Source organism: Quatrionicoccus australiensis, from assembly GCF_020510525.1.
Lineage (GTDB): Bacteria > Pseudomonadota > Gammaproteobacteria > Burkholderiales > Rhodocyclaceae > Azonexus > Azonexus australiensis_B.
The window spans coordinates 3,561,218-3,587,978 of sequence record NZ_CP075188.1 but is presented as its reverse complement, the minus strand read 5'-3'; the positions used below and the strand labels follow the sequence as shown (position 1 = coordinate 3,587,978).

Below are 26,761 nucleotides of genomic sequence, written 5' to 3'. Positions count from 1 at the left end.
CGGTCGCAGGCGGGCATTGATGGGCTGCTATGATAGCGACTTTCCCGTTCGGACGCCCCTTTCATGCCTGAAGTCGCCAGCTTTTCCTACGCTTTTTCGACCTTGCAGCAACTGGCCGAGGATGTGCTCAAACATGCCCGGGAAAAGGGGGCGACCGCCTGTGAGGTCGATGTCTCGGAAGGTTTCGGCCAGTCGGTCGGGGTGCGTTGCGACGAGGTCGAAACCATCGAATTCAACCGCGACAAGGGCATCGGTATTTCCGTCTATTCCGGTCAGCGCAAGGGTTACGCCAGTACCTCCGACTTCTCGCCGCAGGCTTTGCGCGAAACGGTCGAGGCGGCGCTCAACATCGCCCGCTTCACCGCCGAAGACGACTGTGCCGGCTTGGCCGATGCGGCCTTGATGGCCAAGGATTGCCCTGATCTGGATTTGTTCCATCCCTGGGCGTTGACCGTTGAGGATGCGATCGAGACGGCCCGTCGTTGCGAACAGGCAGCGTTTGCCGCCAGTCCGCTGGTCAGCAATTCCGAAGGCGCCTCGGTGTCAACGCAGCAGGCGCATTTCGTTTCGGCCAACAGCCTCGGCTTCATGGGCGGTTATCCGACCTCGCGCCACTACATTTCCTGCTCGGTGATAGCCGGTGAGCAGGACGCCATGCAGCGCGACGACTGGTACACGACGCGCCGTTGTGCGGCTGAACTCGACGACGCCGCCAGCGTCGGCCGGATTGCCGCCGAGCGCGCGGTGGCGCGTCTTGGTGGGCGCAAGGTCAAGACCGGCGAATTCCCGGTGCTCTTCGAAGCGCCGCTTGCCGGCGGCCTGCTCGGCAGCCTGGTGCATGCCGTCAGCGGTGGGGCGCTGTACCGCAAGTCGTCCTTCCTGCTCGATCATCTCGGCAAGCGGGTGATGCCGGACTTCGTCAATATCTGCGAACGGCCGCACATCCTGCGCGGTCTCGGTTCCGGCTCCTTTGACAGCGACGGCGTCGCAACGCGCGATCGCGACATCGTGACCGGCGGCATCCTGCAGGGCTATTTCCTCAGTACCTATACCGGCCGCAAGCTGGGCATGCCGACCACGGCCAATGCCGGCGGCAGCCACAATCTGATCATCCAGCCCGGCGAACTCGACCTGGACGGCCTGCTCGCCAGAATGGGGCGCGGCCTGCTGGTCACCGAACTGCTCGGGCACGGCATCAATTACGTCACCGGCGACTACTCGCGCGGTGCCGCCGGCTACTGGGTGGAGAATGGCAAGATCGCCTACCCGGTCGAGGAAATCACCATTGCAGGCAATCTCAAGGCCATGCTGGCCGGCATCGTTGCGGTCGGGAACGATGTGGTGGTGCGCGGCTCCAAGCAGACGGGTTCCATCCTGATCGATCGCATGACGGTTGCGGGTGAATAAGTTATAAGGGTTTTCCGCAACTCGCCAAAGTTGCCGCTTTGATTAGAATTGAATCGCTAGACTGCCTGATGTACCCAACTAACACGAAGGAGACAATATGCAACGTCGTGACTTTCTGAAAAAAGCTTCCGTCGGCGCCGCTGCCGGCGCTGCAGCGACCATCGCCGCCCCGGCCATCGCCCAGTCCTCGCCGACCGTCAAATGGCGCCTGACTTCCAGCTTCCCGAAGAGCCTTGACACCATTTACGGTGGCGCCGAAGTGCTGGCCAACCGCGTGCGTGCAATCACCAACGGCAAGTTCGATATCCGCGTCTTCGCCGGCGGCGAAATCGTCCCCGGCCTGCAGGCCCTGGATGCCGTGCAGCAAGGTACCGTCGAAGTCTGCCACACCTGTTCCTACTACTATGTCGGCAAGGACAAGACCTTCGGCTTCGGTACCTCGGTGCCGTTCGGCATGAATGCCCGCCAGATGAATGCCTGGATCTACTACGGTGGCGGCCAGAAGGTGCTTGACGATTTCTATTCGAACTACAACGTCCTGTCTTTCGCCGGCGGCAACACCGGTACCCAGATGGGCGGCTGGTTCCGCAAGGAAGTGAAGACCCTGAAAGACCTCGACGGCCTGAAGATGCGCATCGCCGGTCTCGGTGGCAATGTTTTCTCGGCGCTTGGCGTCGTGCCGCAACAGATCGCCGGTGGCGACATCTACCCGGCGCTGGAAAAGGGCACTATCGATGCCGCCGAATGGGTCGGCCCCTTCGATGACGAAAAGCTCGGCTTCTACAAGGTTGCCAAGAACTACTACTACCCGGGTTGGTGGGAACCGGGCCCGACCATCCATTTCTTCGTGAACAAGGCCGAATGGGCCAAGCTGCCGAAGGAATACCAGGAAGCCTTCCAGGCGGCCGCCTACGAAGCCAATGTCACGATGCTGGCCGAGTACGACCACAAGAACCCGATCGCCCTGTCCAAGCTGCTGCAAAGCGGCGTCAAGCTGCAGAAGTACTCGGACGAGATCCTCGAAGCCGCTTACAAGGCCGCGCAGCAACTGTACTCCGATGAGTCGGCGAAGAATCCGGCCTTCAAGAAGGTGTACACCGAGTACGAAAAGTATCGCAAGACGCAGAACGCCTGGTTCAGCGTTGCCGAGCACCGCATGGATTCCTTCCTGCAGTCGCACAAGTAAGCCGTACCGGTCGACAACAAAAAACCCGCGAATTTCGCGGGTTTTTTTTGGCCAGGATTTCCGGCTCAGCTTTCGAGCATGCTGCGCAACATCCAGGCATTCTTTTCATGGATCTGCATGCGCTGGGTCAGCAGGTCGGCGGTCGGCTCGTCGCCGGCCTTGTCGACCAGCGGGAAGATGCTGCGTGCCGTCTTGGTCACGGCTTCCTGGCCGGCGAGCAGCTGCTTGAGCATTTCCGTCGCATTCGGCACGCCTTCGCTTTCCTTGATCACGGTCAGCGCGACGAATTCCTTGTAGGTGCCGGGGGCCGGAAAGCCGAGGGCGCGGATGCGTTCGGCGATCAGGTCGAGCGCATTCCACAGTTCGGTGTATTGCCCCATGAACATCACGTGCAGCGTGTTGAACATCGGGCCGGTGACGTTCCAGTGAAAGTTGTGGGTCTTCAGGTACAGGGTGTACGAGTCGGCGAGCAGGTGAGACAGCCCGTCGGCGATTTTTTCGCGATCTTTCTTGCTGATACCGATATCCATGATGCACTCCCTTCTGGTTGTAGGAAAACGGCCTGCCACCCTGGCTTGCCGCTTGAGACGTTGAAGCCATTTTGCCGCCAGATGTCCTGCGCAGCCAATCATTTGTGCTTATCCGGCGGATAGGTGGGCACTATAAATAAAAAAGGCGGGGTCGAAACCCCGCCTTTTTGCTGTCGATAAGGATGGTGCTGCTTATTTCTCGCCCTGCAGGTTCTTCAGCAGGTCGGCACTCGGGTCCTGTTGCTTCGAGCCTTCGTTGGCATCGTCCTGCATCAGGGTGTTCAGGTCGATCGGGGCAGGACCTTCGCCGCTGCGTTCGAGACGGGCCGCTTCGCGCTGCGCCTCGTCGCCATAGCTGACCACGCCCGGGAAGATGATGATGATCGCCACCATCAGGATCTGGATGCAGACGAAGGGAATGGCGCCCCAGTAGATATCCGTCGTCTTGATCGAGGCAGGGGCCACCGAGCGCAGGTAGAACAGCGCGAAGCCGAAGGGCGGATGCATGAAGGAAGTCTGCATGTTCACCCCGAGCAGCACGCCGAACCAGATCAGGTCGATGCCCAGCTTGTCCGCCACCGGTGCGAGCAGCGGCACGATGATGAAGGACAGTTCGAAGAAGTCGAGGAAGAAGGCAAGCAGGAAGACCAGGATGTTGACCACGATCAGGAAGCCGAGCTGGCCGCCGGGCAGCGAAAGCAGCAGGTGCTCGACCCAGAGGTCGCCATTGACCGCGCGGAAGACCAGACCGAAGACCGTCGAGCCGACCAGGATGAAGACCACGAAGGAAGACAGCTTGCCGGTGGTTTCCATGGCTTGCTTGAGCAGCTTCCAGGACAGGCGCTTGCGGGCGACAGCGAGGATCAGTGCGCCGGCAGCACCCATGGCGCCGCCTTCGGTCGGCGTCGCGATGCCGAGGAAGATGGTGCCGAGGACCAGGAAGATCAGGACCAGCGGCGGCACCAGCGTCGTCAATACGCGCAGCAGCAGCTTGGCGCCACGCAGGCTGCGGGCTTCCGGCGGCAGGGCCGGGGCAGCATTCGGCTTGATGACGGTGAGAATCGCAACGTAACCGACATAGAGACCGGTCAGGATGAGGCCGGGGATCATGGCGCCTTCGTACATGTCGCCAACCGACTTGCCGAGCTGGTCGGCCATGATGATCAGGACCAGTGACGGCGGAATGATCTGGGCCAGCGTGCCGGAGGCGGCGATGACGCCGGAAGCGAGACGCTTGTCGTAACCGTAGCGCAGCATGATGGGCAGCGAGATCAGGCCCATCGAGATCACCGAAGCGGCAACCACGCCGGTCGTCGCGGCGAGCAGCGCGCCGACGAAAATCACCGCGTAGGCCAGGCCGCCACGCATCGGACCGAACAGCTGGCCGATCGTGTCGAGCAGGTCTTCCGCCATGCCGGATCGCTCCAGAACCAGCCCCATGAAGGTGAAGAAGGGGATGGCGAGCAGCGTGTCATTGGCCATGATGCCGAAGATGCGCTCCGGCAGCGCCTGGAACAGCGCCGGCTGGAGCAGGCCCAGTTCGATGCCGAGCAGGCCGAAGACGATGCCGTTGGCGGCCAGCGCGAAGGCGACCGGGTAGCCGAAAAGCAGGAAGAGGACGAGGGCGCCGAACATCAGTGGCGCCATGTTGCCGATAATCCATTCCATTATTTGGCCTCCTTGGCATTGGCGGCGGCAATGGCGGCAGCCAGTTCTTCTTCGGGGGTCGGACCCTTTGCCTTGTTGTTCGGGTCTTCGATCAGGCCGGCCAGGAAGGCGATGCGCTTGATCAGTTCGGAAATGCCCTGCAGGGCGAGCAGCGTGAAGCCGATCGGCAGCAGCACCTTGACCGGCCAGCGAATCAGGCCGCCGGCATTGGAGGACATTTCGTTGATCCTGTAGGATTCAGCGACCAGGGGCAGCGACAGCCAGAGCACGACGATGACCATGGGCAGCAGGAAGAACAGGGTGCCGATGATGTCGATCACGGCCTGGCCCTTGGGCGACAATTTGCCGGCCAGCACGTCGATGCGGACGTGCTCGTTCTTTTGCAGGGTATAGGGCGAACACAGGATGAAGACAGCGGCAAACAGGTACCACTGGATTTCCAGCAGGCCGTTGGAACTGTAGTTGAAGATGAAACGGACGGTGGCATTGCCGGCGCTGAAGATGGTCATCAGCAGTACCAGCCAGAACGCTGCTTTGCCGACCCGCTCGTTGAGCCAGTCGATCAGCTGCGAGAGCTTGAGCAGAAGGGTCACGAAAAGTCCTCCTCGGTTGATAAAATTCCCGGCTTCTGAAGTGTCCGGGGTTGATGGAAATCCCATTGGGCCAAATTTACAGCGAAGGGTGCGCAGCAACCATGGTGGAAATCCCTACAAGCCAGCCGACCCGCATCTGCCTGGTGCGACACGGCGAGACCGAATGGAATGCCGAGCGCCGCATCCAGGGGCAGATCGATATCGGGCTCAACGAAAATGGCGTGCGCCAGGCCGAGGCGGCCGGTCGCTGGCTGCAGGGGACCGGCATTGTCGCCCTTTACAGCAGCGATCTCAAGCGTGCCTGGACGACGGCGCAGGCGATAGGTTCGGCTCTCGGTCTGGTGCCGCACGCTGCGCCGGAGATGCGCGAACGGCGTTATGGCGTGTTCGAAGGCCTGACCTACGCCGAGGCGCAGCAGAAGTTTCCCGACGGTTACGCCGCATTTGAAGGGCGCAATGCCGACTACGCCTTCGAAAACGGCGAGAGCCTGCAAGTGATGTTCGCGCGCGTCACCGGTAAGCTGCAGACAATTGCCGCGGCACATGCCGGCCAGACGGTGGCGGTCGTGCTGCATGGCGGCGTGCTCGACATCATCAACCGCTTCGTGCGCGGCAACAGCCTCGAGATGCAGCGCGATTTCCTGATCCCGAATGCCGGCCTCAACTGGATCGCAACGGTCGACGGCCGCTGGCACATCGAAAGCTGGGCCGAAACCGATCATCTGGCGCCAGGCGCCCTTGATGAGCTTCCGGCGTGATAAAATTCACGCCCTTTTCAATGGCTTGAGGCATTCCCCATGTTTTCCGCGAAAGACACCCTGGCAAAAGTTGACCCTGAACTCTGGCAGGCCATGCAGGCCGAAGTCCAGCGTCAGGAAGACCACATCGAACTGATCGCGTCCGAAAACTACGTGAGCAACGCAGTCATGGAAGCCCAGGGCTCCCAGCTCACCAACAAGTATGCCGAAGGCTATCCGGGCAAGCGCTACTACGGTGGCTGCGAACACGTTGACGTGACCGAGCAGATCGCCATCGATCGCCTGAAGGCGCTGTTCGGTGCCGATGCCGCCAACGTCCAGCCGAACTCCGGCTCGCAGGCCAACCAGGCCGTGCTGATGGCTTTCTGCAAGCCCGGCGACACCATCATGGGCATGAGCCTGGCCGAAGGCGGTCACCTGACCCACGGCATGCCGCTCAACATGTCCGGCAAGTGGTTCAACGTCGTTTCCTACGGCCTCGATGCCAACGAAGCCATCGACTACGACAAGATGGAAGCCCTCGCCCGCGAACACAAGCCGCGTCTGATCGTGGCCGGTGCCTCGGCCTATTCGCTGCGCATCGACTGGGAACGCTTCGCCAAGGTCGCCAAGGAAGTCGGCGCCATTTTCTGGGTCGACATGGCCCACTACGCCGGCCTGATCGCTGCCGGCTTCTACCCGAACCCGGTGCCTTTCGCCGATGTCGTCACCACGACCACGCACAAGACCCTGCGCGGCCCGCGCGGTGGCGTGGTGCTGATGAAGGCCGAGCACGAAAAGGCCATCAATTCGGCAATTTTCCCGGGTTTGCAAGGTGGACCGCTGGAGCACGTCATCGCGGCCAAGGCCGTTGCCTTCAAGGAAGCCGCAACGCCGGAATTCAAGAACTACCAGGAACAGGTCATCAACAACGCCCGCGTCATGGCCCGCGTGCTGGGTGAAGAGCGCGGCCTGCGCGTCGTTTCCGGTCGTACCGAGAGCCACGTCTTCCTGCTCGACCTGCGTGCCAAGAACATCACCGGCAAGGAAGCCGAAGCCGCACTCGGCCGTGCCCACATCACGGTCAACAAGAACGGCATCCCGAACGACCCGCAGAAGCCCTTCGTCACCTCGGGCATCCGCATCGGTTCGCCGGCCATGACGACGCGCGGTTTCCGTGAAATCGAAGCCGAGACCATCGCCCACCTGATCGCCGACGTTCTCGATGCACCGAACGACGAGGCCGTTGCCGCCACCGTGCGTGCCAAGGTTTCCGAGCTGTGCAGGAAGTTCCCGGTGTACGGCGCCTGATTGGATCGAGGATTTGGGATCGAGCTGTTAGCAAGAACACTCGATCCTGATAACTCGATCCTGGATCCTATCCATGAAATGCCCTTTCTGCGGTGCTGAAGATACGGCGGTTGCCGATACCCGTCTCAACGATGACGGCGATGTCGTGCGGCGCCGCAGGAAGTGCAATGCCTGCGACAAGCGGTTCACGACCTATGAACGGGCCGAAATCCAGTTGCCGCAGGTGGTCAAGAAGAACGGCCTGCGCACCGAGTTCAGTCGTGCCAAGCTGCGCGCCAGTCTCGAACTGGCGCTGCGCAAGCGGCCGGTGTCGATCGAGTCGGTCGATACCGCGGTCGCCGATATCGAGGAAATGCTGCTTTCCGCCGGTGAGCGGGAAGTGTCGACGCAACAGTTGGGCGAGTTCGTCATGCGCGAGCTGAAGAAGCTCGACAAGGTCGCTTACATCCGCTTTGCCTCGGTCTATCGCAATTTTGAAGACGTGGATGCGTTTTCCCGCGCCATCCGCGAAGTCTCGCCTTCCCAGAAGAAAAAATGAGTTTTGCCGCCGTCGACCACGGCATGATGGCGCGCGCCCTGCAACTGGCCGAGCGCGGCCTGTGGACGACTTCGCCCAATCCGCGCGTCGGCTGCGTGCTGGTCCGCGATGGCGAAATCGTCGGTGAAGGCTGGCACGAGAAGGCCGGCGAGCCGCATGCCGAGGTGCATGCCCTGCGCCAGGCGGGGGAAAAGGCCAAGGGGGCGACGGCTTACGTCACGCTTGAGCCGTGCAGTCATTACGGGCGCACGCCGCCCTGTGCCGAAGCCTTGATCAAGGCCGGTGTCGCGCGCGTTGTCGCGGCGATGACCGACCCCAATCCGCTGGTTGCCGGCAAAGGGCTGGCCCTGCTTGAGGCTGCGGGTATCGCAACCGCCAGCGGTTTGCTGGAAAACGAGGCGCGCGAACTGAACATCGGTTTCGTCTCGCGCATGACGCGCGGCCGGCCCTGGTTGCGCCTCAAGGCGGCGGCCAGCCTGGACGGCAAGACGGCGCTCAACAACGGCGTCAGCCAGTGGATCACCGGGCCGCAGGCGCGCCTTGACGGCCAGCGCTGGCGGGCGCGGGCCTGCGCCGTGCTGACCGGCATCGGCACGGTGCGCGACGACGATCCGCAACTCAATGTGCGCGACCTGCCGACGTCACGCCAGCCGTTGCGCGTGATCGTCGACAGCCGGCTGGAAACGCCGCTCACGGCGAGGATTCTGCTAGGCGGGCCAGTCCTGGTCGCGGCGGCGGTCGACGACCTGAAAAAGGCCGATTTGCTGCGGTCGACCGGTGCGGAAGTCGTGATTCTGCCCAACGCCGCCGGCAAAGTTGAACTCAAGGATTTGCTCGAAGAATTGGGTCGGCGCGGCATCAACGAAGTGCATGCCGAGGCCGGTTTCAAGCTCAATGGTTCATTGCTGCGCGAAGGTCTGGTCGACGAGTTGCTGCTCTACCTGGCGCCCTGCCTGATCGGCCACGATGCGAGCGGCCTGTTCAACCTGCCGGCACTGACTACGCTAGCCGGCAAGCAGCAGTTGCAGATTCGCGATCTACGTCAGCTCGGCGAAGATATTCGCCTGCTCGCGCGTCCCCGTTAGGGCCGCATACCGCACAGTCCGGATCTTTCCGGAATTTGACGCTGCGCCATTCCATATCCAGTGCATCGAGCAGCAACAGTCGCCCGCTCAGCGACTGACCGATACCGGCCGCCAGCTTCAAGGCCTCGGTCGCCTGCATGCTGCCGATGATGCCGGTCAGCGGCGCCAGCACCCCCATCACCGCGCAACGCACTTCCTCGACATCCTCGGCTTCGGGAAACAGGCAGTGGTAACACGGCGCGTCGTCGCGGCGCTGGTCGTAAACGCTGATCTGGCCGTCGAAGCGGATCGCGGCACCGGATACCAGCGGCTTCCTGTGATGCACGCAGGCGCGGTTGATGGCGTGCCGGGTGGAGAAGTTGTCGGTGCAGTCGAGCACGATGTTGGCCGTTGCGACCAGTGCATCGAGCTCGGCGCCGGCCAGCCTTTTTTGCACTGGGACGACGTCGACCGTCGGGTTGATCGCGGCGAGTGCCTGTTTGCCGGATTCCGCCTTGGCGATGCCAACGCGGGACTGGACGTGCAGGATCTGGCGCTGCAGGTTGGTGAAATCGACCGTGTCGTCATCAACCAGCGTGATTTTGCCGATTCCGGCTGATGCCAGGTAGAGTGCGACCGGCGAACCGAGGCCGCCAGCGCCGATGATCAGCGCATGCGTGGCAAGAATACGTTCCTGCCCCTCGATGCCGATGGCGTCGAGCAGGATGTGGCGGCTGTAACGGAGGAGTTGGTCGTCGGTCATTTCAGGATCGAGTCGTCAGGATCGAGAGGTTTTGCTGACAGCTCGATCCTCGATCCTGTGTGCTACTTGTATTCCCGCCACTCTGGCGGTGTGTCGTCATGGTCGCCGTGTGGACGGTGTTCCCAGGCCTTGACGTAGGCTTCGTCGGCCGAGCGTTTGAGGCGTTTTTCCGGGGCGCCAAGGTTGTGCAACTGGGTGTCCTCGACGTAATGGATCAGGGCGCGCGTCAGCTTGCTCATCAGTGTGTTGTCGAGGTGGTAGCCCTTGTCCTCGAGGTGACCTTCGAGTTCCTCGAGGGTGTGCTGCTGCAGCTCGTAAGTGACTCCGACCGCGCGTTTCTCGGTGCGCGCGGCCACTTCCACCTCTTCCAGTCGCTTCAGGTCGTCGGCGGCCTCCGGCACCTGGCCCGGCGGAAATTTCGAGAAAAGGATTTCGCGATGTTTCTTCAGATCGGTAGAAGTCATCATGCCTCCCGGACGGGCTATTCCTTCGCCTTATTCTGCATGATCTGCAGGCCCTTGAGAAGATTGACCGCCTGCTGGAACTGGTAGTCGCTCTTGCTGGCGTACTCCATGCGGACCGGCGCTTCTTCGTCGTTTTCGTCCTTCTTGTCCTTGCCGGATTTGCCCTGTGTCTTGGCCGGCTGAGCCTTGCTTTCCTGCTTGGCAGCCTCCTTGGCGGCTTCCTTTTCCTTGTCGTTGATCAGGTGGCGGTCGAGGTCGGCTTCGCGGATTTGCATGCCGCTGCTGCCATTGGCCGTTTCTTCGACAACGATGTCGGGAACAATACCCTTGGCCTGGATCGAGCGGCCGTCCGGCGTGTAGTAACGGGCCGTGGTCAGCTTGATCGCGGTGTTGCCGGGCAGCGGCAGGACAGACTGCACCGAGCCCTTGCCGAAGGTCTGGGTGCCGAGGATGATCGCCCGCTTGTGATCCTGCAACGCGCCGGCAACGATTTCGGAAGCCGAGGCAGAGCCGCCATTGACCAGAACGACCATGGCGACCTTCTTGATGTCGACCGGCAGGCCCTTGAGCGGGTCTTCCTTGCTGCCGCGCAGGTAATCCTGGGCGCGGGCACGGAACTCCTGTTTGGCATCCGCGGTGCGGCCATCGGTCGAGACGACCTTGGCATCCGGCGGCAGGAAGGCGGCGGAAACGCCGATCGCGCTGTTGAGCAGGCCGCCCGGATCGTTACGCAGGTCGAGCACGAGGCCATTTACCTTGTTGCCGTCCTTGTACAGATTGGCGGCCGCCTTGGCGACTTCGGCGACGGTGTTTTCCTGGAACTGGGTGATGCGGATCCAGCCGTAGCCATCGACCAACTTGGATTTGACGCTCTGCACCTTGATCACTTCGCGGATCAGGGTCACTTCAATCGGCTTGTTTTCGCCCTTGCGGATGATCGACAGCTTGATCGGCGTCTTCGGCTTGCCGCGCATTTTCTTGACCGCATCGGAGAGGGTCAGGCCCTTGACCGGGGCGTCGTCGAGCTTGAAGATCAGGTCGCCTGCCTTCAGACCGGCGCGGTAGGCCGGCGTATCCTCGATCGGCGAAACGACCTTGACCAGGCCTTCTTCCATGCCGACTTCGATGCCCAGGCCGCCGAACTCGCCCTGGGTGCCGACCTGCAGGTCCTTGAAGGCATCGGCGTCGAGGTAGGACGAATGCGGGTCGAGATTGGAGAGCATGCCGGAGATCGCGTTGGCGATCATTTTCTTGTCTTCGACCGGCTCGACATAGCCCTGCTTGATGGCGCTATAGACCTCGGCAAAGGTGCGCAACTCCTCGATCGGCAAGCCTGCCTTGACATCCTTCTCGGCCAGGGCCGGGATGTGCAGGCTGATGAGTGCGCCGGCGACGAAGCCGCCTAATGCCAAGCTGATAGTTTTTGTTTTGCTCATTTCAAACTGGACCATTTCATCGGGTCGATCGGTTGCCCCTGGTGGCGGAGCTCAAAGTATAAACCGGATTCCGGATTGCCCCCGCTATTGCCCACGGTGGCCAAAGTTTCCCCACCCTTGACGGCCTGGCCGACCTGTTTGAGCAGGGAATCGTTGTTGCCGTAGATCGACAGATAGGCGTCGCCGTGGTCGACGATCAGGAGATTGCCAAAACCGCGCATCCAGTCGGCAAAGACGACTTTGCCGCCGGCTACCGCCTTGACTTCGCTGCCATTGCCTGCCTTGATGAACAGGCCGCGCCAGGTGCCGCCGCCTTCGCGTGGCGAGCCGAAGCGGCCGAGCACCGAGCCGCGCACTGGCAGGCGCAGGTTGCCGCGCTGACGCGCAAAGCTGCCGTCACTGGCGACCGGTTCGTAGCGGTTCTCGGCTTCGGCGGTTCGCGGGCGGGGCGGTTCGGTTACAGGCGGCGGGCGTGAGTTTTCGCGCGATTCATTGTTCGCCGGTTTGCTGTTCTTTTGCTTAGCCGCTTCTGCCTGGCGGGCGGCTTCCGCGGCACGTGCGGCCGCTGCTGCCTTGGCCGCTGCCGCGGCCTGCTTGGCAAGGATGGTCGATAGGCGGTCGATCAGCTGGGTCAGGCGCTTTTCGTTTTGCTGCAGGTTGCCGATTTCCTTGCGCTGCGCTTTGACCTTGTCGGAAATCTGGGCGTACAGCTTCTGGTGTTCTTCGCGCTGCTTCTGCAATTCGGCGTGGCGTTGCTGCTGCTGGGCGGCGACTTCCTGCAGTTCGTCGGCGCGTTCCTTGGCGTCGGCGGCCAGCGCCTTCTTGCGATCCAGCGTGGCGTTGATCTCGCCCATCAGTTCGGCGCGGGACAGGGCGATGGCAGACAGATAGTGCAGGTCGCGCGCCATCTGGTTCGGGTCGTTGCCGTTGAGCAGCAGTTGCAGCGAGTCGGGCGTGCCGCGCAGATACTGCTTGTAAAGCAGCTTTTCCAGTTGCGACTGCTGCTGGCCGAGCGTGCTGCCCAGTTCCTGCGACTGTTGTTCGAGATTTTTCAGCTTTTTTTCGAGTTGACCGCGTTGCTCCGACAATTCGAGCAGTTCGCGCTGCAGGCGGGATATCTTGCGTTCCGATTCGTGCAGGCGGTCGGCCGCATCGGCCTTGCTTTCCTCGCTGCTGTTCAGGTCCTTGCGCAGGCCTTCAATGCGGCTGCGCAATTCGCCGAGGTCAGCCTGCTTTTCGGCGATTTCCGGCGGAGATGAGCTGGCCTCCGCTTTCTTTTTCGTGTTTTCCCGGGCGTCGACCGGTGCGGCAACCTGGCAGAGCGTAATCAGCAAGCTTGCCAGCAGCGCACCGTACTTCCGGCGCAGTGCCGGCCTGGCGGATGGCCCGGGTTGGGAACCCTGACGGAAAGCATGGGGCGAAATGGCGGGCACGGATTCTCGGGGCTGATTAAGGTCGGCGAAACGCAGACCATTATTTTATAATGGCCCATTAGCCGACAACGAGGTTTTATTATTTTGGACAAGCCAAGCTTCAACCTGATCGAAAAGCAGGAGCATATCGAGATGGCAGCGCGCGCCCTCAAGGCCATTGCCCATCCGCTCCGCCTGAAGATCCTTTGCGTGGTTGGCGACCAGGAAGCCTGCGTTCAGGAAATCGTCGATGCGGTCGGTACCTCGCAAAGCAACATTTCGCAGCATCTGGCTATTTTGCGCGAGAAGGGCGTTTTGCTGACGCGCAAGGATGCCAATCGTGTTTTTTATCGGGTGGGCGACCAGCGCACCCTGCAGCTCGTCGGAATGATGCGCGAAGTTTTTTGTGGTGTGGAGAATTAACAGATGCCGATTCCGATGGACTTTATCAACCAGAACATCCTGCTCATCTCGATCATCGTGATCAGCGGCGTCGGCCTTGTCTGGCCGATGTTCATGGGGTCTTCCGCCAACGAGGTCAATCCGGCCGCGGCAACCCTGCTGATCAATCGCGAGGATGCGATCGTGATCGACGTGCGCGAAGCCGATGAGTTCGCTGCCGGCCATCTGCCGGATGCGCGCAATCTTCCCCTGAGCAAGCTGGCGGACCGGGTGAGCGAAATCGAGAAGTACAAGGACAAGCCGCTGATCGTTTGCTGCACGGCCGGCATGCGCTCGGCCAAGGGCTGCGGCCAACTGGCCAAGCTCGGTTTCACCCGCACGCACAGCCTGGCCGGTGGCGTCGATGCCTGGGTCGGGGCCGGTTATCCGATCAAGAAAGGCAGCCGCAACAAATGAGCGCCCATGTCCTGATGTACACCACGGCGGTCTGCCCTTACTGCACGCGTGCCAAGCAATTGCTGGCGGCGCGTGGCGTGACCGCAATCGAGGAAGTCCGCATCGATATCGATCCCGAGCGGCGTGATGAAATGATGCAGCGCACCAAGCGCCGCACCGTGCCGCAAATCTACATTGGTGAAACCCATGTCGGCGGCTGCGACGATCTTTACGCGCTGGATGCCGCGGGCGGACTGACGCCCCTGCTTGCAGCCGGCGCCTGAAACCCATCAACTTACAGAAAGAGAATCATGGAACAAAACGAACAGCCCATCTTCGGTATCGAAAAACTCTACGTCAAGGATCTTTCCATCGAAGTGCCGAATGCACCGGAAATCTTCCTTGAGCACGATGCGCCGCAAGTCGAGATCAAGCTCAATTCGAATGGCCGTGGCGTCGGTGAAGGTGTTTTCGAAGTCATGCTGACGGTGACTGTGACGGCGACCCTGGGCGAAAAGACGGTGTTCCTGGTCGAAGTGGGTCAGGCCGGCATCTTCCGCATCGTCAATGTGCCGGATGAGCAGGTCGAGCCGCTGGTTGCCGTGGCTTGCCCGAACATTCTCTTCCCGTATGCCCGCGAAGCGATTTCCGATGCCGTGACGCGCGCCGGCTTCCAGCCCATCGTGCTGCAGCCGGTCAATTTCGAAGCCATGTACATGCAGCGCCTGCAGGAAGCCCAGGCCGCGGCTTCGACCGAAAACACCCTGCAGTAAATCATGAACATCCGGCGGACTCTGGCCAGCCTTTTCCTGCTCGGTATCGCAGGTACGGCGGCGGCACTCGACTATCGTTCGGTCGATGTGCCGGCGGCGATTCTTTACGATGCCCCGTCGCAAAAGGGCAAGAAGCTCTATCTGATCAAGGCGCAGACGCCGGTCGAGGTGGTGGTGCGTCTTGATGGCTGGCTCAAGGTTCGCGATGCCGAAGGGACGCTGGCCTGGATAGAGTCACGCCAGGTCAGCGAACGCCGGATGCTGGTGGTGACGGCGCCGAAGGCGGAAATCCGTCAATCCGACAAGCCGGAGTCGGCGGTCGTGGCCGAACTCGACAAATGGGTCGCGGTCGAGTTCATCGAAACTGCTTCGCCCGGTTGGGCCAAGGTGCGCCATCGCGATGGCGCGACCGGTTATATCCGTTCGGCGCAGGTCTGGGGTCTATGAAAATAACGCTGTTGGGGGCCGGTGCCTGGGGCACCGCATTGTCCATTGCCTTTGCCGGCAAGCATGATGTGACACTTTGGTCGCGCGAGGAGGACGTAGCGGTCGACCTGTTGAAAAACCGGGAAAACCGTCGTTTCTTCCCCGGTCACAAATTGCCGCCTTCAGTGGCGGTCTCGATCGATTTTGCCGATGCGGTCAGCGGCGCCGATCTGCTGGTCATCGCGACGCCGATTGCCGGCCTGCGGCCCACCGTCGAGTTGCTGCACGCGATGGCTTCGACGCAACCCATACTCTGGGTGTGCAAGGGCTTTGAAGCGGGCAGCGGCAAGCTGCCGCATCAGGTAGTCATGGAAGTGCTCGGCGAGAATGTGGTCTGTGGCGCTTTGTCCGGGCCGAGTTTTGCCGAGGAAGTCGCAACAGGTCAGCCGACCGCCGTGGCGCTGGCGGCCAACAATCCGGCCTTTGCCCGCGAAGCGGCGCGCCAGTTGCACACCACGCGCCTGCGCATCTACGCCAACGACGATCTGGTTGGCGTCGAAGTCGGCGGTGCCGTCAAGAATGTCCTGGCGATTGCGACCGGTGCCTGCGATGGTCTCGGTCTGGGCTTGAATACACGGGCCGCGCTGATTACCCGTGGCCTGGCCGAAATTGCCCGTCTCGGCCTGGCGCTTGGCGCCCAGCGCGACACCTTCATGGGCCTGGCCGGCATGGGCGACCTGATCCTGACCTGTACCGGCGATCTTTCGCGCAATCGGCGGGTTGGTCTGGCGCTCGCCGAGAACAAGTCGCTGCCGCAGATTCTCGAAGAACTCGGGCACGTTGCCGAGGGCGTCTATACCGCCCGCGAAGTCGATCAGCTGGCGCGCAAGCTGGGTGTCGAGATGCCGATCAGTGCCGCGGTTGCTGCCGTTCTGGATGGCCGTTTGACGGCGGCGCAGGCGGTCGATCAGCTGATGGCGCGCGATCCGAAGGAAGAGCTCGCTTAAAAGCTTGCAGCGAAGCCGGCCTGGCGCCAGGCTTCGAATACGGTCACCGCCGCCGCATTCGACAGATTGAGGCTGCGCTGGCCGGCCTGCATGGGCAGGCGCAGACGCGCTTCCGGCGCGAATTCGGCGAGCACTTCCGGCGGCAGGCCGCTGGTCTCGCGACCAAAAACAAACACATCATCCTTTTGCAGAACCTGCGCAAACAGGTTGCTGCTGCCCTTGGTCGTCATCGCCAGCAGGCGGCGTCCGGCCAGTGCGGCCTTGCACGCCGTCCAGTCCGGGTGGCGGACGACGCGCGCGTATTCGTGATAATCGAGGCCGGCCCGGCGCAGATGCTTGTCGGTGATGTCGAAGCCGAGCGGCTCGACCAGATGCAGTTCGGCGCCGGTATTGGCGCACAGGCGGATGATATTGCCCGTGTTGGGCGGGATCTCGGGCTGGTAGAGGACGACGGCGAACACGTTGCGGGTTTCGTTGGCTGGGCTGGGTTGCGGATTAGATCACGAATGGCGCGCCGAATGTTTCAGGGCGCGTGCTGCGACGGCCACAGTGACGCTTGCCGCGCCATGCAGCTTGAGGACGCGGGCACATTCGCTGGCGGTGGCGCCGCTGGTCATCACGTCGTCGAGCAGCAGGAGGTGTCTGCCGCTGAAATCGCTGCGGCATTCGAAGGCGCCGCGCACATTTTTGTGGCGTTCCTTGAGCGGCAATTCGGCCTGCGCCGGCGTGGCGCGCGTGCGCTGCAGGTTGTAGCGGTCGACCGGTATTTTCAGGTGTTTTTCCAGGTGTGCGGCGATTTCCGCCGCCTGGTTGAAGCCGCGTTCGGCGAGGCGTTGCGCATGCAGAGGCAGCGGCACGATCAGTTCGAATGTTTGCCCGGTCAGGCGCGCCGCCAGCGTGTCGCCCAGCCACTCGGCGACGGCTAGCTGGTGTCCGTACTTGAGCGCATGCACGATACGGTCGAGCGGAAAATCATAGCGAAAAAGGGAGCATGTGGCATCGAAGTGCGGCGGCTCGTGCAGGCAGGCGCCGCAGCGCTCGCCAAAGGTGGTCGGCAGGCTGCATTGCGGACAGAGCGCCGTCGGCAGCAGCGGCAGATCGTCGGCGCAGGCCGGGCAGAGCAGGCTGCCGCCGCTGTCGGCGCTGCACAGCAGGCAACTGGCCGGGAGCAGCTCGTCGAGGAACTGGCCGGCAAGCTGTCGCAGCGAATGGGGCTGGGTTAAAATTGACATCCTCTAGCAGCGTCTTCGATAATCCATAATTACCGATACGCTTCGTATCTGATTTTTATCGCATTTTTCACGCAAGGCCTTCCATGCAACAAGCTAGCTCCCTCGCCGCCGTTCCTGCTGTTTCACCGACTGAAGCCGTTCCTCCCTGGACGCTCGCCGAGGTGCTTGCGCTGTACGACCTGCCGTTGATGGACTTGATCTGGCGCGCCCAGGGCGTGCATCGCGAGAATTTCGATCCGAACGCCATTCAACGCTCGACGCTGCTTTCGGTCAAGACCGGCGGTTGCTCGGAGGATTGCAGCTACTGTTCGCAGTCGGCCCGCTACGACACCGACACCGAGCGCGAGCGTCTGATGCCGCTCGACCAGGTGGTCGCCGCCGCGCAGGCCGCCAAGGACAAGGGCGCCTCGCGTTTCTGCATGGGTGCTGCCTGGAAGGGGCCGAAAGACAACGATCTCGATCGCGTGCTCGACATGGTGCGCGAAGTGAAGGCGCTCGGCATGCAGACCTGCGTCACGCTCGGCATGCTCAAGGAAGGCCAGGCCGAAAAGCTCAAGGAAGCCGGCCTCGACTATTACAACCACAATCTCGATACCGACAAGGAGTTCTACGGTCAGGTCATCAAGACGCATACCCAGGAAGATCGTCTCGATACGCTCGACCAGGTGCGCGACGCCGGCATCAATGTCTGTTCGGGTGGCATCATCGGCATGGGCGAGTCGCGCAAGAACCGCGCTGCGCTGATCGTCCAGCTCGCCAACATGCCGCAGCCGCCGGAATCCGTGCCGATCAACAACCTCGTGCCGATTCCCGGCACGCCGATGGCCGATACCGCGCGTCTCGATCCCTTCGAGTTCGTGCGCACCATCGCCGCCGCCCGCATCACCATGCCGAAATCCTGGGTGCGCCTGTCGGCTGGCCGTCAGGAAATGAGCGACGAGCTGCAGGCCCTGTGCTTCCTGGCCGGTGCCAACTCGATGTTCTACGGCGACTTCCTGCTCACCACCGGCAATCCGGAAGCCGATCGCGACGACGCCTTGTTCGCCCGTCTCGGCATCAAGGCGATTTGAGCGCTGCCTTCGTCGACCGGCAGCAGGTCGGTCGACGTTTCTCGCGTGCCGCCGCCAGCTACCCGCAAGGCGATTTTTTCGCCCGCGAGGTGGATCGGCGCATGCAGGAGCGGCTTGATTACGTCAAGCTCGAGCCGGGTCGCATTCTCGATCTCGGTTGCAGTCGCGGCGGCAGTTTTGCCGGCCTGACGGCACGCTACCCGCAGGCCGAACTGCTCGGCCTCGATCTGGCGCCGGCCATGCTGGCGCAGGATCAGGCGCCGGCCGGCTGGTTGCGCCGGCTCGGTCTCGCCAAGTCGGCCGGACCGCAACGCCTGGCTGCCGATGCGGCGAAATTGCCCCTGAAAACACGGTCGACCGCCCTGGTCTGGTCGAATCTGCTGCTGCACTGGCTGGATGATCCCTTGCCGGTGCTGGCCGAGGCGCATCGCGTGCTCGAGGTCGGCGGCCTGCTGATGTTCTCGACGCTCGGTCCGGATTCGCTCAAGGAACTGCGCACGGCCTTTGCCGACGGCTATGCCCACACCCAGCGTTTCATCGACATGCACGATCTCGGTGACATGCTGGTCGGTTGCGGTTTTGCCGATCCGGTCATGGACATGGAAGTCATCACCCTGACTTACGCCGATCTTGATGCGATGTTTGCCGATCTGCGTGCCGCCGGTTCCGGCTGTGCCATGGTCGCACGTCGACACGGGCTGAGCGGGCGCCGGGCCTGGGCGGCGGCGCGCGCCGCTTATGAAGGGCTGCGCCGCGACGGCAAGTTGCCGGCGACGTTTGAAGTGGTCTACGGCCATGCCTGGAAGGCCGAAGCAAAACAGACTGCCGACGGGCGCGCCATCGTCCGTTTCGATACGCCGCGCCAGAAGTAGTCTGGCCTTGTCCGGTGTTGCTGCCGGGTAATTATTCCGGGCGTTGCTTGAAGAAGCGCAGCGGTTTGGCCGTGTCCTGGGGGGTTACCGGAGTCGCCTTGCGTCGCCGCTCACGGATGCGCCAGGCGAGCAGGGCGGCGAGGGCGCCCGTGTAGAGCAGCGGCCAGATCATTTCGCTCAGCTTGCTCAGCCATAAATAATGTACGCAGGCGAGAATCCCGACCAGATAGATGTTGCGGTGCAGTTCCTGCCATTTGCGCCCGCCCAGTGCGCGAATCGCCCACTGGTTGGAGGTGGCGGCAAGCGGGATCAGGAGCAGGAAAGCGGCAAAGCCGACGCTGACGAAAGGATGCTTGAAAATGCCGCGGGAAATCTGGTCGACCGCAAATTCGTGCTCGAAGCCGATGAAGGCGAGCAGGTGCAAACTGGCGTAAAAGAAGGTGACCAGCCCGAACATGCGGCGCAGGCGCAACAGCCAGTGTTGCTGTGTGATGGCGCGCAGCGGCGAGATGCACAGCGTCAGCAGCAGGAAATTGAGCGTCCAGCTACCGGTTGATTGCTGCACCAGCTCGACGGGGTCTTCCGCCATGCCGAAGCTGTGCTGGCTCAGCCACAGCAAGCGCACGAAAGGCAGCAGGCAGATCAGGAAGAGGCTGCCCTTGATTAAGGCAAGCAGGCGGGGATCGGGTGGGCGGTTCATGAATTGTGCTTCTTTCGCAGATCAATGCCGGCAAACTGCCGGCTGCTGCTCGGACTGCCGGGGCGATGGAACGTTCAAGGCAGTTGCGCCATCGCCCGGCAAATCTGGTCTGCTGGAGATGTAATGCTCAAGCTGGGCGATGGTGAATTGTTGCGAACTGATCGTTTCCTTGACCAGGTCGCCGATCGAAATGATGCCGGCAACGCTGCTGTCCTCGTTGAGTACGGGCAGGTGGCGGAAATGCTTTTCGGTCATCAGCGCCATGCATTCGTCGAGGCTGGTGCCGGGTGTCACGTAGGCGACCTTGTCGCTCATGATTTCGCGGACCGGCGTTTCCTTTGACGACTTGCCGTGCAGGATGACCTTGCGGGCATAGTCGCGTTCGGAAAATATGCCGACCAGTTGTTCGCCTTCAAGGACGAGCAAGGCACCGACATTGTTTGCGGCCATCACGGACAGGGCATGAAATACCGTGTCGCCGGGGGCGACGACGGCGAGTGCGTGCTGCTTGTCGGCAAGCATCTGCTTGAGTGTTTTCATCGGATGTCTCCTCTCTGAGGTTGGGGGCTGCGGGGTGAGTCTATGCCCGAGCGAGGAGACTGCCAAGCTTTCATTACCCAAAATGAAAAAGGCAGCCGAAGCTGCCTTTTTGCGGAGCGGGCCGGTTTAGCGCAGGCCGGCGATGTACTCGGCAACTGCCTTGATTTCCGGGTCGGAAAGCTTGGCGGCAATGGTGCGCATCATCTTTTCCGGGTCGTTGGCGCGCTCTTCGGAGCGGAAGGCCTTCAACTGGGCTTCGGTGTATTCCTGGAACTGGCCAGCCAGACGCGGATACTGGGCGGGCAGGCCGGCACCAGACGGGCCGTGGCAGCCGGCACAGGCGGGAACGCCCTTCTTGAAGTCGCCCTGGCGCCAGATCTTCTGGCCGAGTGCGATCAGCTTTTCGTCCTTGGCGGCGGCCGGCTTGATTTTCTGGCTGGCAAACCAGGCGGCGACGTTGGCGATTTCTTCATCCGGCACCGCGGCGGCCATGCCGGCCATGATGGCGTTGTTGCGGACGGCGGGCTTGCCGTCTACCGACTTGAAGTTGTGCAGTTGCTTGGCAAGGTATTCCGGAACCTGACCTGCCAGAATCGGGTTGGCAGACACGGCGCTGTTGCCGTCGGCACCATGGCAGGCGACACAGACGGTTTCGGCGATGACTTTGCCCTTGGCGGGATCAGCCTTGACCTTGGCTTGTTCGGATGCATTGGCGATCAAACTGGTGGCAAAAAGGATTGCCAGTGCCGCGGTACGAATCATTTTCGAGCTCCTTGTACGCGTTTGTGGGCGCTTTGGCCGGAACGGAAGTTTCAAACCTGCTATTCTATATTAGTTCGTCGCCCTCTTGGCGCGTCTTCCGAGTTTTTTATGCCTCTGTTCCAACAGGCCGTTTTTCTTACCACCGTCGCCAATCTGCGTGATCTGCCGCAGGATTCCATCCGTGAAGTCGCTTTCGCGGGGCGTTCCAATGCCGGCAAATCCTCCGCCATCAATACCCTGGCCGGGCGGGTGCGCCTCGCCTACGTCAGCAAGACGCCGGGCCGGACGCAGCATCTCAATTATTTCACGCTGGCTGACGGCAAGTATTTTGTCGACTTGCCCGGTTATGGCTACGCCAAGGCGCCGGAGGCGATCCGCTCGCAGTGGGAAGGCCTGATCGGCCCCTATCTCAGCAAGCGCGACCAGCTGGCCGGGCTGGTGGTGATCATGGACATCCGTCGGCCGATGACCGATCTCGATTTGAAGTTGATCGACTGGTTCCGGCCGACCGGGCGGCCGATTCACATCCTGCTGTCGAAGGCCGACAAGCTGAGCCGGCAGGAACAGACCAAGGCCCTGCGCTCCGTGACGGCGGAAGTGGCGACCTGGGGCGATGCCGAACTGTATTCCGTGCAGCTGTTTTCCAGCCTCAAGAAGGCGGGCGTCGAGGAATGCGAAGGCGTCCTCGCCGGCTGGCTTGACATCGAAATCAAGCCCAAGGAAATGAAACCGAAGGAAATCAAGCCCAAGGAAAACAAAAGGCCCCCGGATAAGGGGGGTCCGGGGGCCAAAAAGCCTTAACAGGGTCAAGGCTGCCCGCTCAGGGAGGTGAAGCGGGAGACAGCGCGTGCCATCTGCAGACTCTGACGTAGGTCAATGGCAAAAGTTCCGCAGGGTGCGAAAATTTTTGTTTCGAATTAATCGAGGATCAAGCATGAGTTCTACCGGACGTTTTCCTGGGACGCGCATGCGCCGGATGCGGCGTGACGATTTTTCACGGCGTCTGATGCGCGAGTCGGTCCTGACGGTCGACGACTTCATTTACCCCGTTTTCGTCCTTGAAGGCGAAGGCCGGGTCGAAAAGGTGGCTTCGATGCCCGGCGTCGAGCGCCAGTCGCTCGATGTTCTGCTCAAGACGGCCGAGCGCGCGGTCAAGCTCGGTATTCCGGCGATTGCGTTGTTTCCGGTGGTGGATGCGTCGCGCAAGTCGCTGGGTGCCGAAGAGGCATTCAATCCGGACGGCCTGGTGCCGACCGTGGTCAGTGCCCTGAAACGCGAATTTCCCGAGCTGGGTGTGATTACCGATGGGGCGCTCGATCCGTACACAACGCACGGCCAGGACGGCTTGATCGACGCCAGCGGCTACGTGCTCAACGACGAGACGGTGGCTGTGCTGCAGAAGCAGGCGCTCTGCCATGCGGCAGCCGGCGTTGATGTCGTCGCGCCTTCCGATATGATGGACGGCCGCATCGGCAGCATCCGGGCGGCGCTCGACGGTGGCGGTTTCATCCATACGCGCATCCTCGCCTACTCGGCCAAGTACGCTTCCGCCTTCTATGGTCCGTTCCGCGATGCGGTGGGTTCGGCGGCCAATCTGGGCAAGGGCAACAAGTATTCCTACCAGATGGACCCGGCCAATTCGGATGAGGCGCTGAAAGAAGTGGCGCTCGATCTGGAGGAAGGTGCCGACATGGTCATGGTCAAGCCCGGCATGCCCTATCTCGACATCGTGCGCCGGGTCAAGGACGAGTTCGGCGTGCCGACCTATGCCTATCAGGTCAGTGGCGAATACGCGATGATCAAGGCGGCAGCGCTGAATGGCTGGCTCGACGAAAAGTCGGTCGTGCTGGAAAGCCTGCTTGCCTTCAAGCGGGCCGGGGCCGACGGCATCCTGACCTACTTTGCGCTCGATGCTGCCGAGTATCTGAAGGGCTGAGTCTTCGTCGCGCAAAGAAAAGGACGGCCGCGGCCGTCCTTTTTTGCTTTCCGGGGGCGGTATTCAGCGATTCGGTGCGTCGGTGGACAGCCCATCCTGGCAGTGAAAGGGCAGGATCAGCTGGCGCGCCGGGTCTTCGATGGCTTCGATGTTGAGCAGCGGCACTTCCGACTTGATGGCACCGAAAATGGTGGCAAAGGAAATGTCGGCCGCATCGCGCCCGGTGCCGATGCGCACGAAACCCATGGGCATTGCCGTACCCGAGGGGTCGAAGATGTACCAGCGGCCGTCGAGAAAGACCTCGACGTAGGCGTGGAAATCGGTCGGGCCGAGTGCCGGGTCGGCGCCGTAATCGAGACCGGAAGAAAAACGGGCCGGGATGTTGAGGGCCCGGCACAGGGCGATCATCAGGTGGGCGAAGTCGCGGCAGACGCCGGCGCGCTGGTGCAGCGTGTCCACTGCCGAGGTGTTGAAGTTGGTGCTGCCCGGCGCGAAGCGGGTGCGCTGGTTGACCCAGCGCCGGATGTGTTCGACGCGCTGATAGCCGGTCGGCAGGTGGCCGAATTCCTGGTTGGCGATCAGGGTCAGCTTGTCCGACTCGCAGTAGCGGCTCGGGTAGAGGTAGGGCAGGACTTCGGTCGGCAACTCGGCAATCGGCAGCTCGCGGATTTTTTCCGGCGCTTCCTGGTGGTGCCGGATATTGACCTCGGCCTGGTAGCTGATGCCGAGCAGGCCGGGTTCGGCGCGCAGGCGCAGCAGGCGGTGGCGCAGGACGGGGTCGTAATGGATCGTCGTCGGTACGGCCTGGCTGACCAGCAGCGATTCGTTGAGGACGGTCTGGCAGTCGGTGTGGGCGGCCTGGATGTTGAAGATGAAATCGGCGGGGCGGTCGAGGATTTCGTAATTGAGACTGATCGAGAAGCGGAGGCGAACCATGACGTCCTTAATGCGTTGTTGCGGCGGGCTGAAACATGTCGGTCATGGTGAGGGGAGCGGCCCGGAAATGCAACGCATCCTTGTAAAAAAGCCGGCAACCGCGTCGCGGTTGCCGGCTTGCGTTCAGGCCGGGGCCGAACTCCGGATCAGGTGGTCGAAGGCACTCAGCGAAGCGGTGGCGCCGGCGCCCATGGCGATGATGATCTGCTTGTAGGGCACCGTCGTGCAGTCGCCGGCCGCGAAAACGCCGGGTACGGAAGTCTGGCCCTTGGCGTCGATCTCGATTTCGCCGCGATTTGACAGGTTGACCGTGCCCTTGAGCCAGTCGGTGTTGGGCAGCAGGCCGATCTGCACGAAGATGCCTTCGAGCTCGATGCGCTTCACCTCGTCGGTGTCGCGATCCTTGTAAACAAGGCCGTTCACCTTCTCGCCATTGCCGGTGACTTCGGTCGATAGCGCCTTGGTAATCACCGTGACATTGGGCAGGCTGTGCAGTTTCTTCTGCAAAACGGCATCGGCGCGCAGTTGACCGTCAAACTCGAGCAAGGTGACATGACCGACGATGCCGGCCAGGTCGATTGCTGCCTCGACACCGGAATTGCCGCCACCGATCACCGCAACGCGCTTGCCCTTGAATAGCGGGCCGTCGCAGTGCGGGCAGTAGGCAACGCCCTTGCCGCGGTATTCCTGTTCGCCGGGCACGTTCATCTCGCGCCAGCGGGCGCCGGTGGCGAGGATCACCGATTTGCTCTTCAGCGAGGCGCCGTTTTCCAGCTTGATCTCGATCAGTTCGCCGGGGATCAGCTGGCTGGCGCGCTGCAGGTTCATCACGTCGACCGGGTATTCCTTGACGTGCTCTTCCAGGCCGGCAACCAGTTTCGGGCCTTCGGTGGCCTTGACCGAAATGAAGTTCTCGATGCCGACCGTGTCCATCACCTGGCCGCCGAAGCGCTCGGCCAAGAGGCCCGTGCGGATGCCCTTGCGCGCCGCGTAGATGGCGGCCGAGGCGCCGGCCGGACCGCCGCCGATGACGAGGACGTCGAAAGCTTCCTTGGCGGCGATCTTTTCGGCGTCACGCGCCGCGGCACCGGTGTCGAGTTTGGCGATGATTTCCTCGACGCTCATGCGCCCGGCGCCGAATTCCTCGCCGTTGAGGAAGACGGTCGGCACCGCCATGATCTTGCGCCGTTCGACTTCATCCTGGAACAGCGCGCCGTCGATCATCGTGCTCGTCACGCCGGGGTTGAGCACGGCCATCAGGTTGAGCGCCTGCACGACATCCGGGCAGTTGTGGCAGGACAGCGAAATGAAGGTCTCGAAGCGGAAATTGCCGGGCAGGGCCTTGATCTGCTCGATCACGGCCGCGTCGACCTTGGGCGGATGGCCGCCGGTCTGGAGCAGGGCAAGGACCAGCGAGGTGAATTCGTGGCCCATCGGGATGCCGGCGAAAGTGATGCGCGGCGTTTCGCCGGGCTGGCCGATGGCGAAGGACGGGCGCAATGCGGCATTGCCATCTTCGCGCAGGCTGACCTTGGCGGAGAGTTCGGCGATGTCGGTGAGCAGACCGAGCATTTCCCGGGCGGCCGGACTGGCGTCGAGCGAGGCGACGAGTTCGATCGGGCGCTGCAGTTTTTCGAGATAAGCCTTGAGCTGGGTCTTGATGTTGCTGTCGAGCATGTTGTTCTCCCTGTGCTGAATTTCACTGTTTTTGGACGGTCGACCGTCCAAAAACGCTGAAATCCGGGGAGGACCGGCGCCAGCAACGGCGCGCGATCCTCGTTTGCGAAAAGCGCTTGCTACTTAGATCTTGCCGACCAGGTCGAGCGACGGGGCCAGGGTGGCGTCGCCTTCCTGCCACTTGGCCGGGCACACTTCACCCGGGTGCGAGGCAACGTACTGGGCGGCCTTGACCTTGCGCAGCAGCTCGGATGCATCACGGCCGATGCCCAGGTCGTGAATCTCGGCAACCTTGATGACGCCTTCCGGATTGATCACGAAGGTGCCGCGCAGTGCCAGGCCTTCTTCCTCGATCATCACGCCGAAATTGCGGGTGATGACGCCGGTCGGGTCGCCGATCATCGGGTAGGCGATCTTCTTGATGGTGTCCGAGGTGTCGTGCCAGGCCTTGTGGGTGAAGTGCGTGTCGGTCGAGACGGAGTACACTTCGACGCCCAGCTTCTGGAATTCCGGATAGACGTCAGCCATGTCGCCCAGTTCGGTCGGGCAAACGAAGGTGAAGTCGGCCGGGTAGAAGAAGACGATGGACCATTTGCCCTTGAGGTCGGCGTCGCTGACCGGGACGAATTTGCCAGCGTGGAAAGCGGTGGCCTTGAACGGTTTGATTTCGGTGTTGATGTTCGACATGGTGTTTCTCCTGTGGGTTGGAAAGTGAAGACAACGCAATATTAAGGATGGCAGATTGATTGGGCTAATTGATTACGTGTATATCGTGTATTGAGGTTTGCTATTGGTCTGTTTGTCGCCGAACAGATCGCTTGAAAAATAAGCCGGTCGCGCAACAGCTACTGCCGAATGTCTGGCAAGCGCCTTCGATGCCCTTG

Annotated in this window: 31 protein-coding genes; 16 read left to right on the top strand and 15 right to left on the bottom strand. The window is 61.9% G+C overall.

Annotated features, from left to right (window positions below; translation table 11 throughout):
- The first annotated feature begins 63 nt into the window (after positions 1–63).
- Both pmbA and KI612_RS17125 read left to right on the top strand, forming a co-directional pair.
- Positions 64–1,407, top strand: coding sequence for a metalloprotease PmbA (gene pmbA / locus KI612_RS17130; protein WP_226441272.1), 1,344 nt, complete (start codon positions 64–66; stop codon positions 1,405–1,407).
- A 97-nt stretch (positions 1,408–1,504) separates the two neighbouring features.
- Positions 1,505–2,593 carry a TRAP transporter substrate-binding protein gene (locus KI612_RS17125; protein WP_226441271.1) on the top strand — a complete coding sequence of 363 codons (1,089 nt, stop codon included), beginning with the start codon at positions 1,505–1,507 and terminating at the stop codon, positions 2,591–2,593.
- Between the two features lie 65 nt (positions 2,594–2,658).
- Here the strand turns inward: KI612_RS17125 and KI612_RS17120 are convergent, their stop codons facing one another.
- The 3 genes from KI612_RS17120 to KI612_RS17110 all read right to left on the bottom strand — a co-directional run bounded on the left by KI612_RS17120 (position 2,659) and on the right by KI612_RS17110 (position 5,384).
- Positions 2,659–3,123: a Dps family protein gene (locus KI612_RS17120; protein ID WP_226441270.1), complete on the bottom strand. Its 465-nt coding sequence runs from the start codon at positions 3,121–3,123 to the stop codon at positions 2,659–2,661.
- A gap of 192 nt (positions 3,124–3,315) precedes the next feature.
- Positions 3,316–4,794, bottom strand: a complete 1,479-nt coding sequence (locus KI612_RS17115; RefSeq protein WP_226444283.1) for a TRAP transporter large permease — start codon at positions 4,792–4,794, stop codon at positions 3,316–3,318.
- Positions 4,791–5,384 (bottom strand): TRAP transporter small permease subunit, encoded by a 594-nt coding sequence (locus KI612_RS17110; protein ID WP_226441269.1) that lies wholly within the window; start codon positions 5,382–5,384, stop codon positions 4,791–4,793. The genes KI612_RS17115 and KI612_RS17110 overlap by 4 nt, the downstream gene beginning before the upstream one ends.
- A 101-nt stretch (positions 5,385–5,485) precedes the next feature.
- On the opposite strand from KI612_RS17110, the gene KI612_RS17105 reads away from it, so the two are divergent.
- The 4 genes from KI612_RS17105 to ribD all read left to right on the top strand — a co-directional run bounded on the left by KI612_RS17105 (position 5,486) and on the right by ribD (position 9,055).
- On the top strand, positions 5,486–6,142 hold the full coding sequence (locus KI612_RS17105) for a histidine phosphatase family protein (protein ID WP_226441268.1): 657 nt from the start codon (positions 5,486–5,488) through the stop codon (positions 6,140–6,142).
- A 39-nt stretch (positions 6,143–6,181) separates the two neighbouring features.
- Positions 6,182–7,432, top strand: coding sequence for a serine hydroxymethyltransferase (gene glyA / locus KI612_RS17100; RefSeq protein WP_226441267.1), 1,251 nt, complete (start codon positions 6,182–6,184; stop codon positions 7,430–7,432).
- 73 nt (positions 7,433–7,505) lie between these two features.
- Positions 7,506–7,970: a transcriptional regulator NrdR gene (gene nrdR / locus KI612_RS17095; protein WP_226441266.1), complete on the top strand. Its 465-nt coding sequence runs from the start codon at positions 7,506–7,508 to the stop codon at positions 7,968–7,970.
- Positions 7,967–9,055, top strand: coding sequence for a bifunctional diaminohydroxyphosphoribosylaminopyrimidine deaminase/5-amino-6-(5-phosphoribosylamino)uracil reductase RibD (gene ribD / locus KI612_RS17090; protein WP_226441265.1), 1,089 nt, complete (start codon positions 7,967–7,969; stop codon positions 9,053–9,055). Before nrdR ends, ribD begins: the two co-directional genes overlap by 4 nt.
- On the opposite strand, the gene KI612_RS17085 is transcribed toward ribD, so the two are convergent.
- From KI612_RS17085 to KI612_RS17070, 4 genes are all read right to left on the bottom strand, one after another.
- Entirely contained in the window at positions 8,970–9,797 is an 828-nt protein-coding gene (locus tag KI612_RS17085; protein ID WP_226441264.1) for a HesA/MoeB/ThiF family protein, read from the bottom strand. The two genes, ribD and KI612_RS17085, sit on opposite strands and share 86 nt — an antisense overlap.
- A gap of 62 nt (positions 9,798–9,859) precedes the next feature.
- Positions 9,860–10,264, bottom strand: coding sequence for a hypothetical protein (locus tag KI612_RS17080; protein ID WP_226441263.1), 405 nt, complete (start codon positions 10,262–10,264; stop codon positions 9,860–9,862).
- Between the two features lie 14 nt (positions 10,265–10,278).
- On the bottom strand, positions 10,279–11,697 hold the full coding sequence (locus KI612_RS17075; protein WP_226441262.1) for a S41 family peptidase: 1,419 nt from the start codon (positions 11,695–11,697) through the stop codon (positions 10,279–10,281).
- Entirely contained in the window at positions 11,694–13,031 is a 1,338-nt protein-coding gene (locus KI612_RS17070) for a murein hydrolase activator EnvC family protein (RefSeq protein WP_226441261.1), read from the bottom strand. The genes KI612_RS17075 and KI612_RS17070 overlap by 4 nt, the downstream gene beginning before the upstream one ends.
- A 231-nt stretch (positions 13,032–13,262) precedes the next feature.
- Here KI612_RS17070 and KI612_RS17065 point away from each other — a divergent pair, with 231 nt between their 5' ends.
- From KI612_RS17065 to KI612_RS17040, 6 genes are read left to right on the top strand one after another with little or no spacing between them, the layout of a single operon-like run.
- Entirely contained in the window at positions 13,263–13,532 is a 270-nt protein-coding gene (locus tag KI612_RS17065) for an ArsR/SmtB family transcription factor (RefSeq protein WP_404817902.1), read from the top strand.
- 3 nt (positions 13,533–13,535) lie between these two features.
- Positions 13,536–13,967 carry a rhodanese-like domain-containing protein gene (locus KI612_RS17060; protein ID WP_226441259.1) on the top strand — a complete coding sequence of 144 codons (432 nt, stop codon included), beginning with the start codon at positions 13,536–13,538 and terminating at the stop codon, positions 13,965–13,967.
- A complete protein-coding gene (grxC, locus tag KI612_RS17055) occupies positions 13,964–14,230 on the top strand; it encodes a glutaredoxin 3 (RefSeq protein ID WP_226441258.1) in 267 nt (88 codons plus the stop codon). Before KI612_RS17060 ends, grxC begins: the two co-directional genes overlap by 4 nt.
- Positions 14,231–14,257: 27 nt before the next feature.
- Positions 14,258–14,719 (top strand): protein-export chaperone SecB, encoded by a 462-nt coding sequence (secB, locus tag KI612_RS17050; protein ID WP_226441257.1) that lies wholly within the window; start codon positions 14,258–14,260, stop codon positions 14,717–14,719.
- Positions 14,720–14,722: 3 nt separating this feature from the next.
- Positions 14,723–15,166: an SH3 domain-containing protein gene (locus KI612_RS17045; RefSeq protein ID WP_226441256.1), complete on the top strand. Its 444-nt coding sequence runs from the start codon at positions 14,723–14,725 to the stop codon at positions 15,164–15,166.
- Positions 15,163–16,152, top strand: coding sequence for an NAD(P)H-dependent glycerol-3-phosphate dehydrogenase (locus KI612_RS17040; protein ID WP_226441255.1), 990 nt, complete (start codon positions 15,163–15,165; stop codon positions 16,150–16,152). The genes KI612_RS17045 and KI612_RS17040 overlap by 4 nt, the downstream gene beginning before the upstream one ends.
- Here KI612_RS17040 and KI612_RS17035 read toward each other — a convergent pair.
- Both KI612_RS17035 and KI612_RS17030 read right to left on the bottom strand, forming a co-directional pair.
- Positions 16,149–16,613 (bottom strand): tRNA (cytidine(34)-2'-O)-methyltransferase, encoded by a 465-nt coding sequence (locus KI612_RS17035; protein WP_226441254.1) that lies wholly within the window; start codon positions 16,611–16,613, stop codon positions 16,149–16,151. The two genes, KI612_RS17040 and KI612_RS17035, sit on opposite strands and share 4 nt — an antisense overlap.
- Positions 16,614–16,652: 39 nt before the next feature.
- Positions 16,653–17,384, bottom strand: a complete 732-nt coding sequence (locus tag KI612_RS17030; RefSeq protein WP_226441253.1) for a ComF family protein — start codon at positions 17,382–17,384, stop codon at positions 16,653–16,655.
- An 83-nt stretch (positions 17,385–17,467) separates the two neighbouring features.
- Between KI612_RS17030 and bioB the strand changes: the two genes are divergently transcribed.
- Entirely contained in the window at positions 17,468–18,454 is a 987-nt protein-coding gene (bioB, locus tag KI612_RS17025) for a biotin synthase BioB (RefSeq protein ID WP_226441252.1), read from the top strand.
- The gene (locus tag KI612_RS17020; protein WP_226441251.1) at positions 18,451–19,326 is read left to right on the top strand and encodes a methyltransferase domain-containing protein; all 876 of its coding nucleotides are present in this window, start codon (positions 18,451–18,453) and stop codon (positions 19,324–19,326) included. Before bioB ends, KI612_RS17020 begins: the two co-directional genes overlap by 4 nt.
- Positions 19,327–19,357: 31 nt before the next feature.
- Here the strand turns inward: KI612_RS17020 and KI612_RS17015 are convergent, their stop codons facing one another.
- The 3 genes from KI612_RS17015 to KI612_RS17005 form a co-directional block, all read right to left on the bottom strand.
- Positions 19,358–20,026, bottom strand: coding sequence for a protein-methionine-sulfoxide reductase heme-binding subunit MsrQ (locus KI612_RS17015; protein ID WP_226441250.1), 669 nt, complete (start codon positions 20,024–20,026; stop codon positions 19,358–19,360).
- Between the two features lie 21 nt (positions 20,027–20,047).
- Positions 20,048–20,566: a CBS domain-containing protein gene (locus KI612_RS17010; RefSeq protein WP_226441249.1), complete on the bottom strand. Its 519-nt coding sequence runs from the start codon at positions 20,564–20,566 to the stop codon at positions 20,048–20,050.
- Between the two features lie 126 nt (positions 20,567–20,692).
- Positions 20,693–21,328: a c-type cytochrome gene (locus tag KI612_RS17005; RefSeq protein ID WP_226441248.1), complete on the bottom strand. Its 636-nt coding sequence runs from the start codon at positions 21,326–21,328 to the stop codon at positions 20,693–20,695.
- A gap of 108 nt (positions 21,329–21,436) precedes the next feature.
- On the opposite strand from KI612_RS17005, the gene yihA reads away from it, so the two are divergent.
- Entirely contained in the window at positions 21,437–22,129 is a 693-nt protein-coding gene (gene yihA / locus KI612_RS17000; protein WP_226441247.1) for a ribosome biogenesis GTP-binding protein YihA/YsxC, read from the top strand.
- 133 nt (positions 22,130–22,262) lie between these two features.
- A complete protein-coding gene (gene hemB, locus KI612_RS16995) occupies positions 22,263–23,264 on the top strand; it encodes a porphobilinogen synthase (RefSeq protein ID WP_226441246.1) in 1,002 nt (333 codons plus the stop codon).
- Positions 23,265–23,327: 63 nt separating this feature from the next.
- On the opposite strand, the gene KI612_RS16990 is transcribed toward hemB, so the two are convergent.
- The 3 genes from KI612_RS16990 to ahpC all read right to left on the bottom strand — a co-directional run bounded on the left by KI612_RS16990 (position 23,328) and on the right by ahpC (position 26,564).
- The gene (locus KI612_RS16990; protein WP_226441245.1) at positions 23,328–24,200 is read right to left on the bottom strand and encodes a transglutaminase-like domain-containing protein; all 873 of its coding nucleotides are present in this window, start codon (positions 24,198–24,200) and stop codon (positions 23,328–23,330) included.
- A gap of 123 nt (positions 24,201–24,323) precedes the next feature.
- Entirely contained in the window at positions 24,324–25,877 is a 1,554-nt protein-coding gene (ahpF, locus tag KI612_RS16985) for an alkyl hydroperoxide reductase subunit F (RefSeq protein ID WP_226441244.1), read from the bottom strand.
- Positions 25,878–26,000: 123 nt separating this feature from the next.
- Positions 26,001–26,564: an alkyl hydroperoxide reductase subunit C gene (gene ahpC, locus KI612_RS16980; protein ID WP_226441243.1), complete on the bottom strand. Its 564-nt coding sequence runs from the start codon at positions 26,562–26,564 to the stop codon at positions 26,001–26,003.
- Positions 26,565–26,761: the final 197 nt, after the last annotated feature.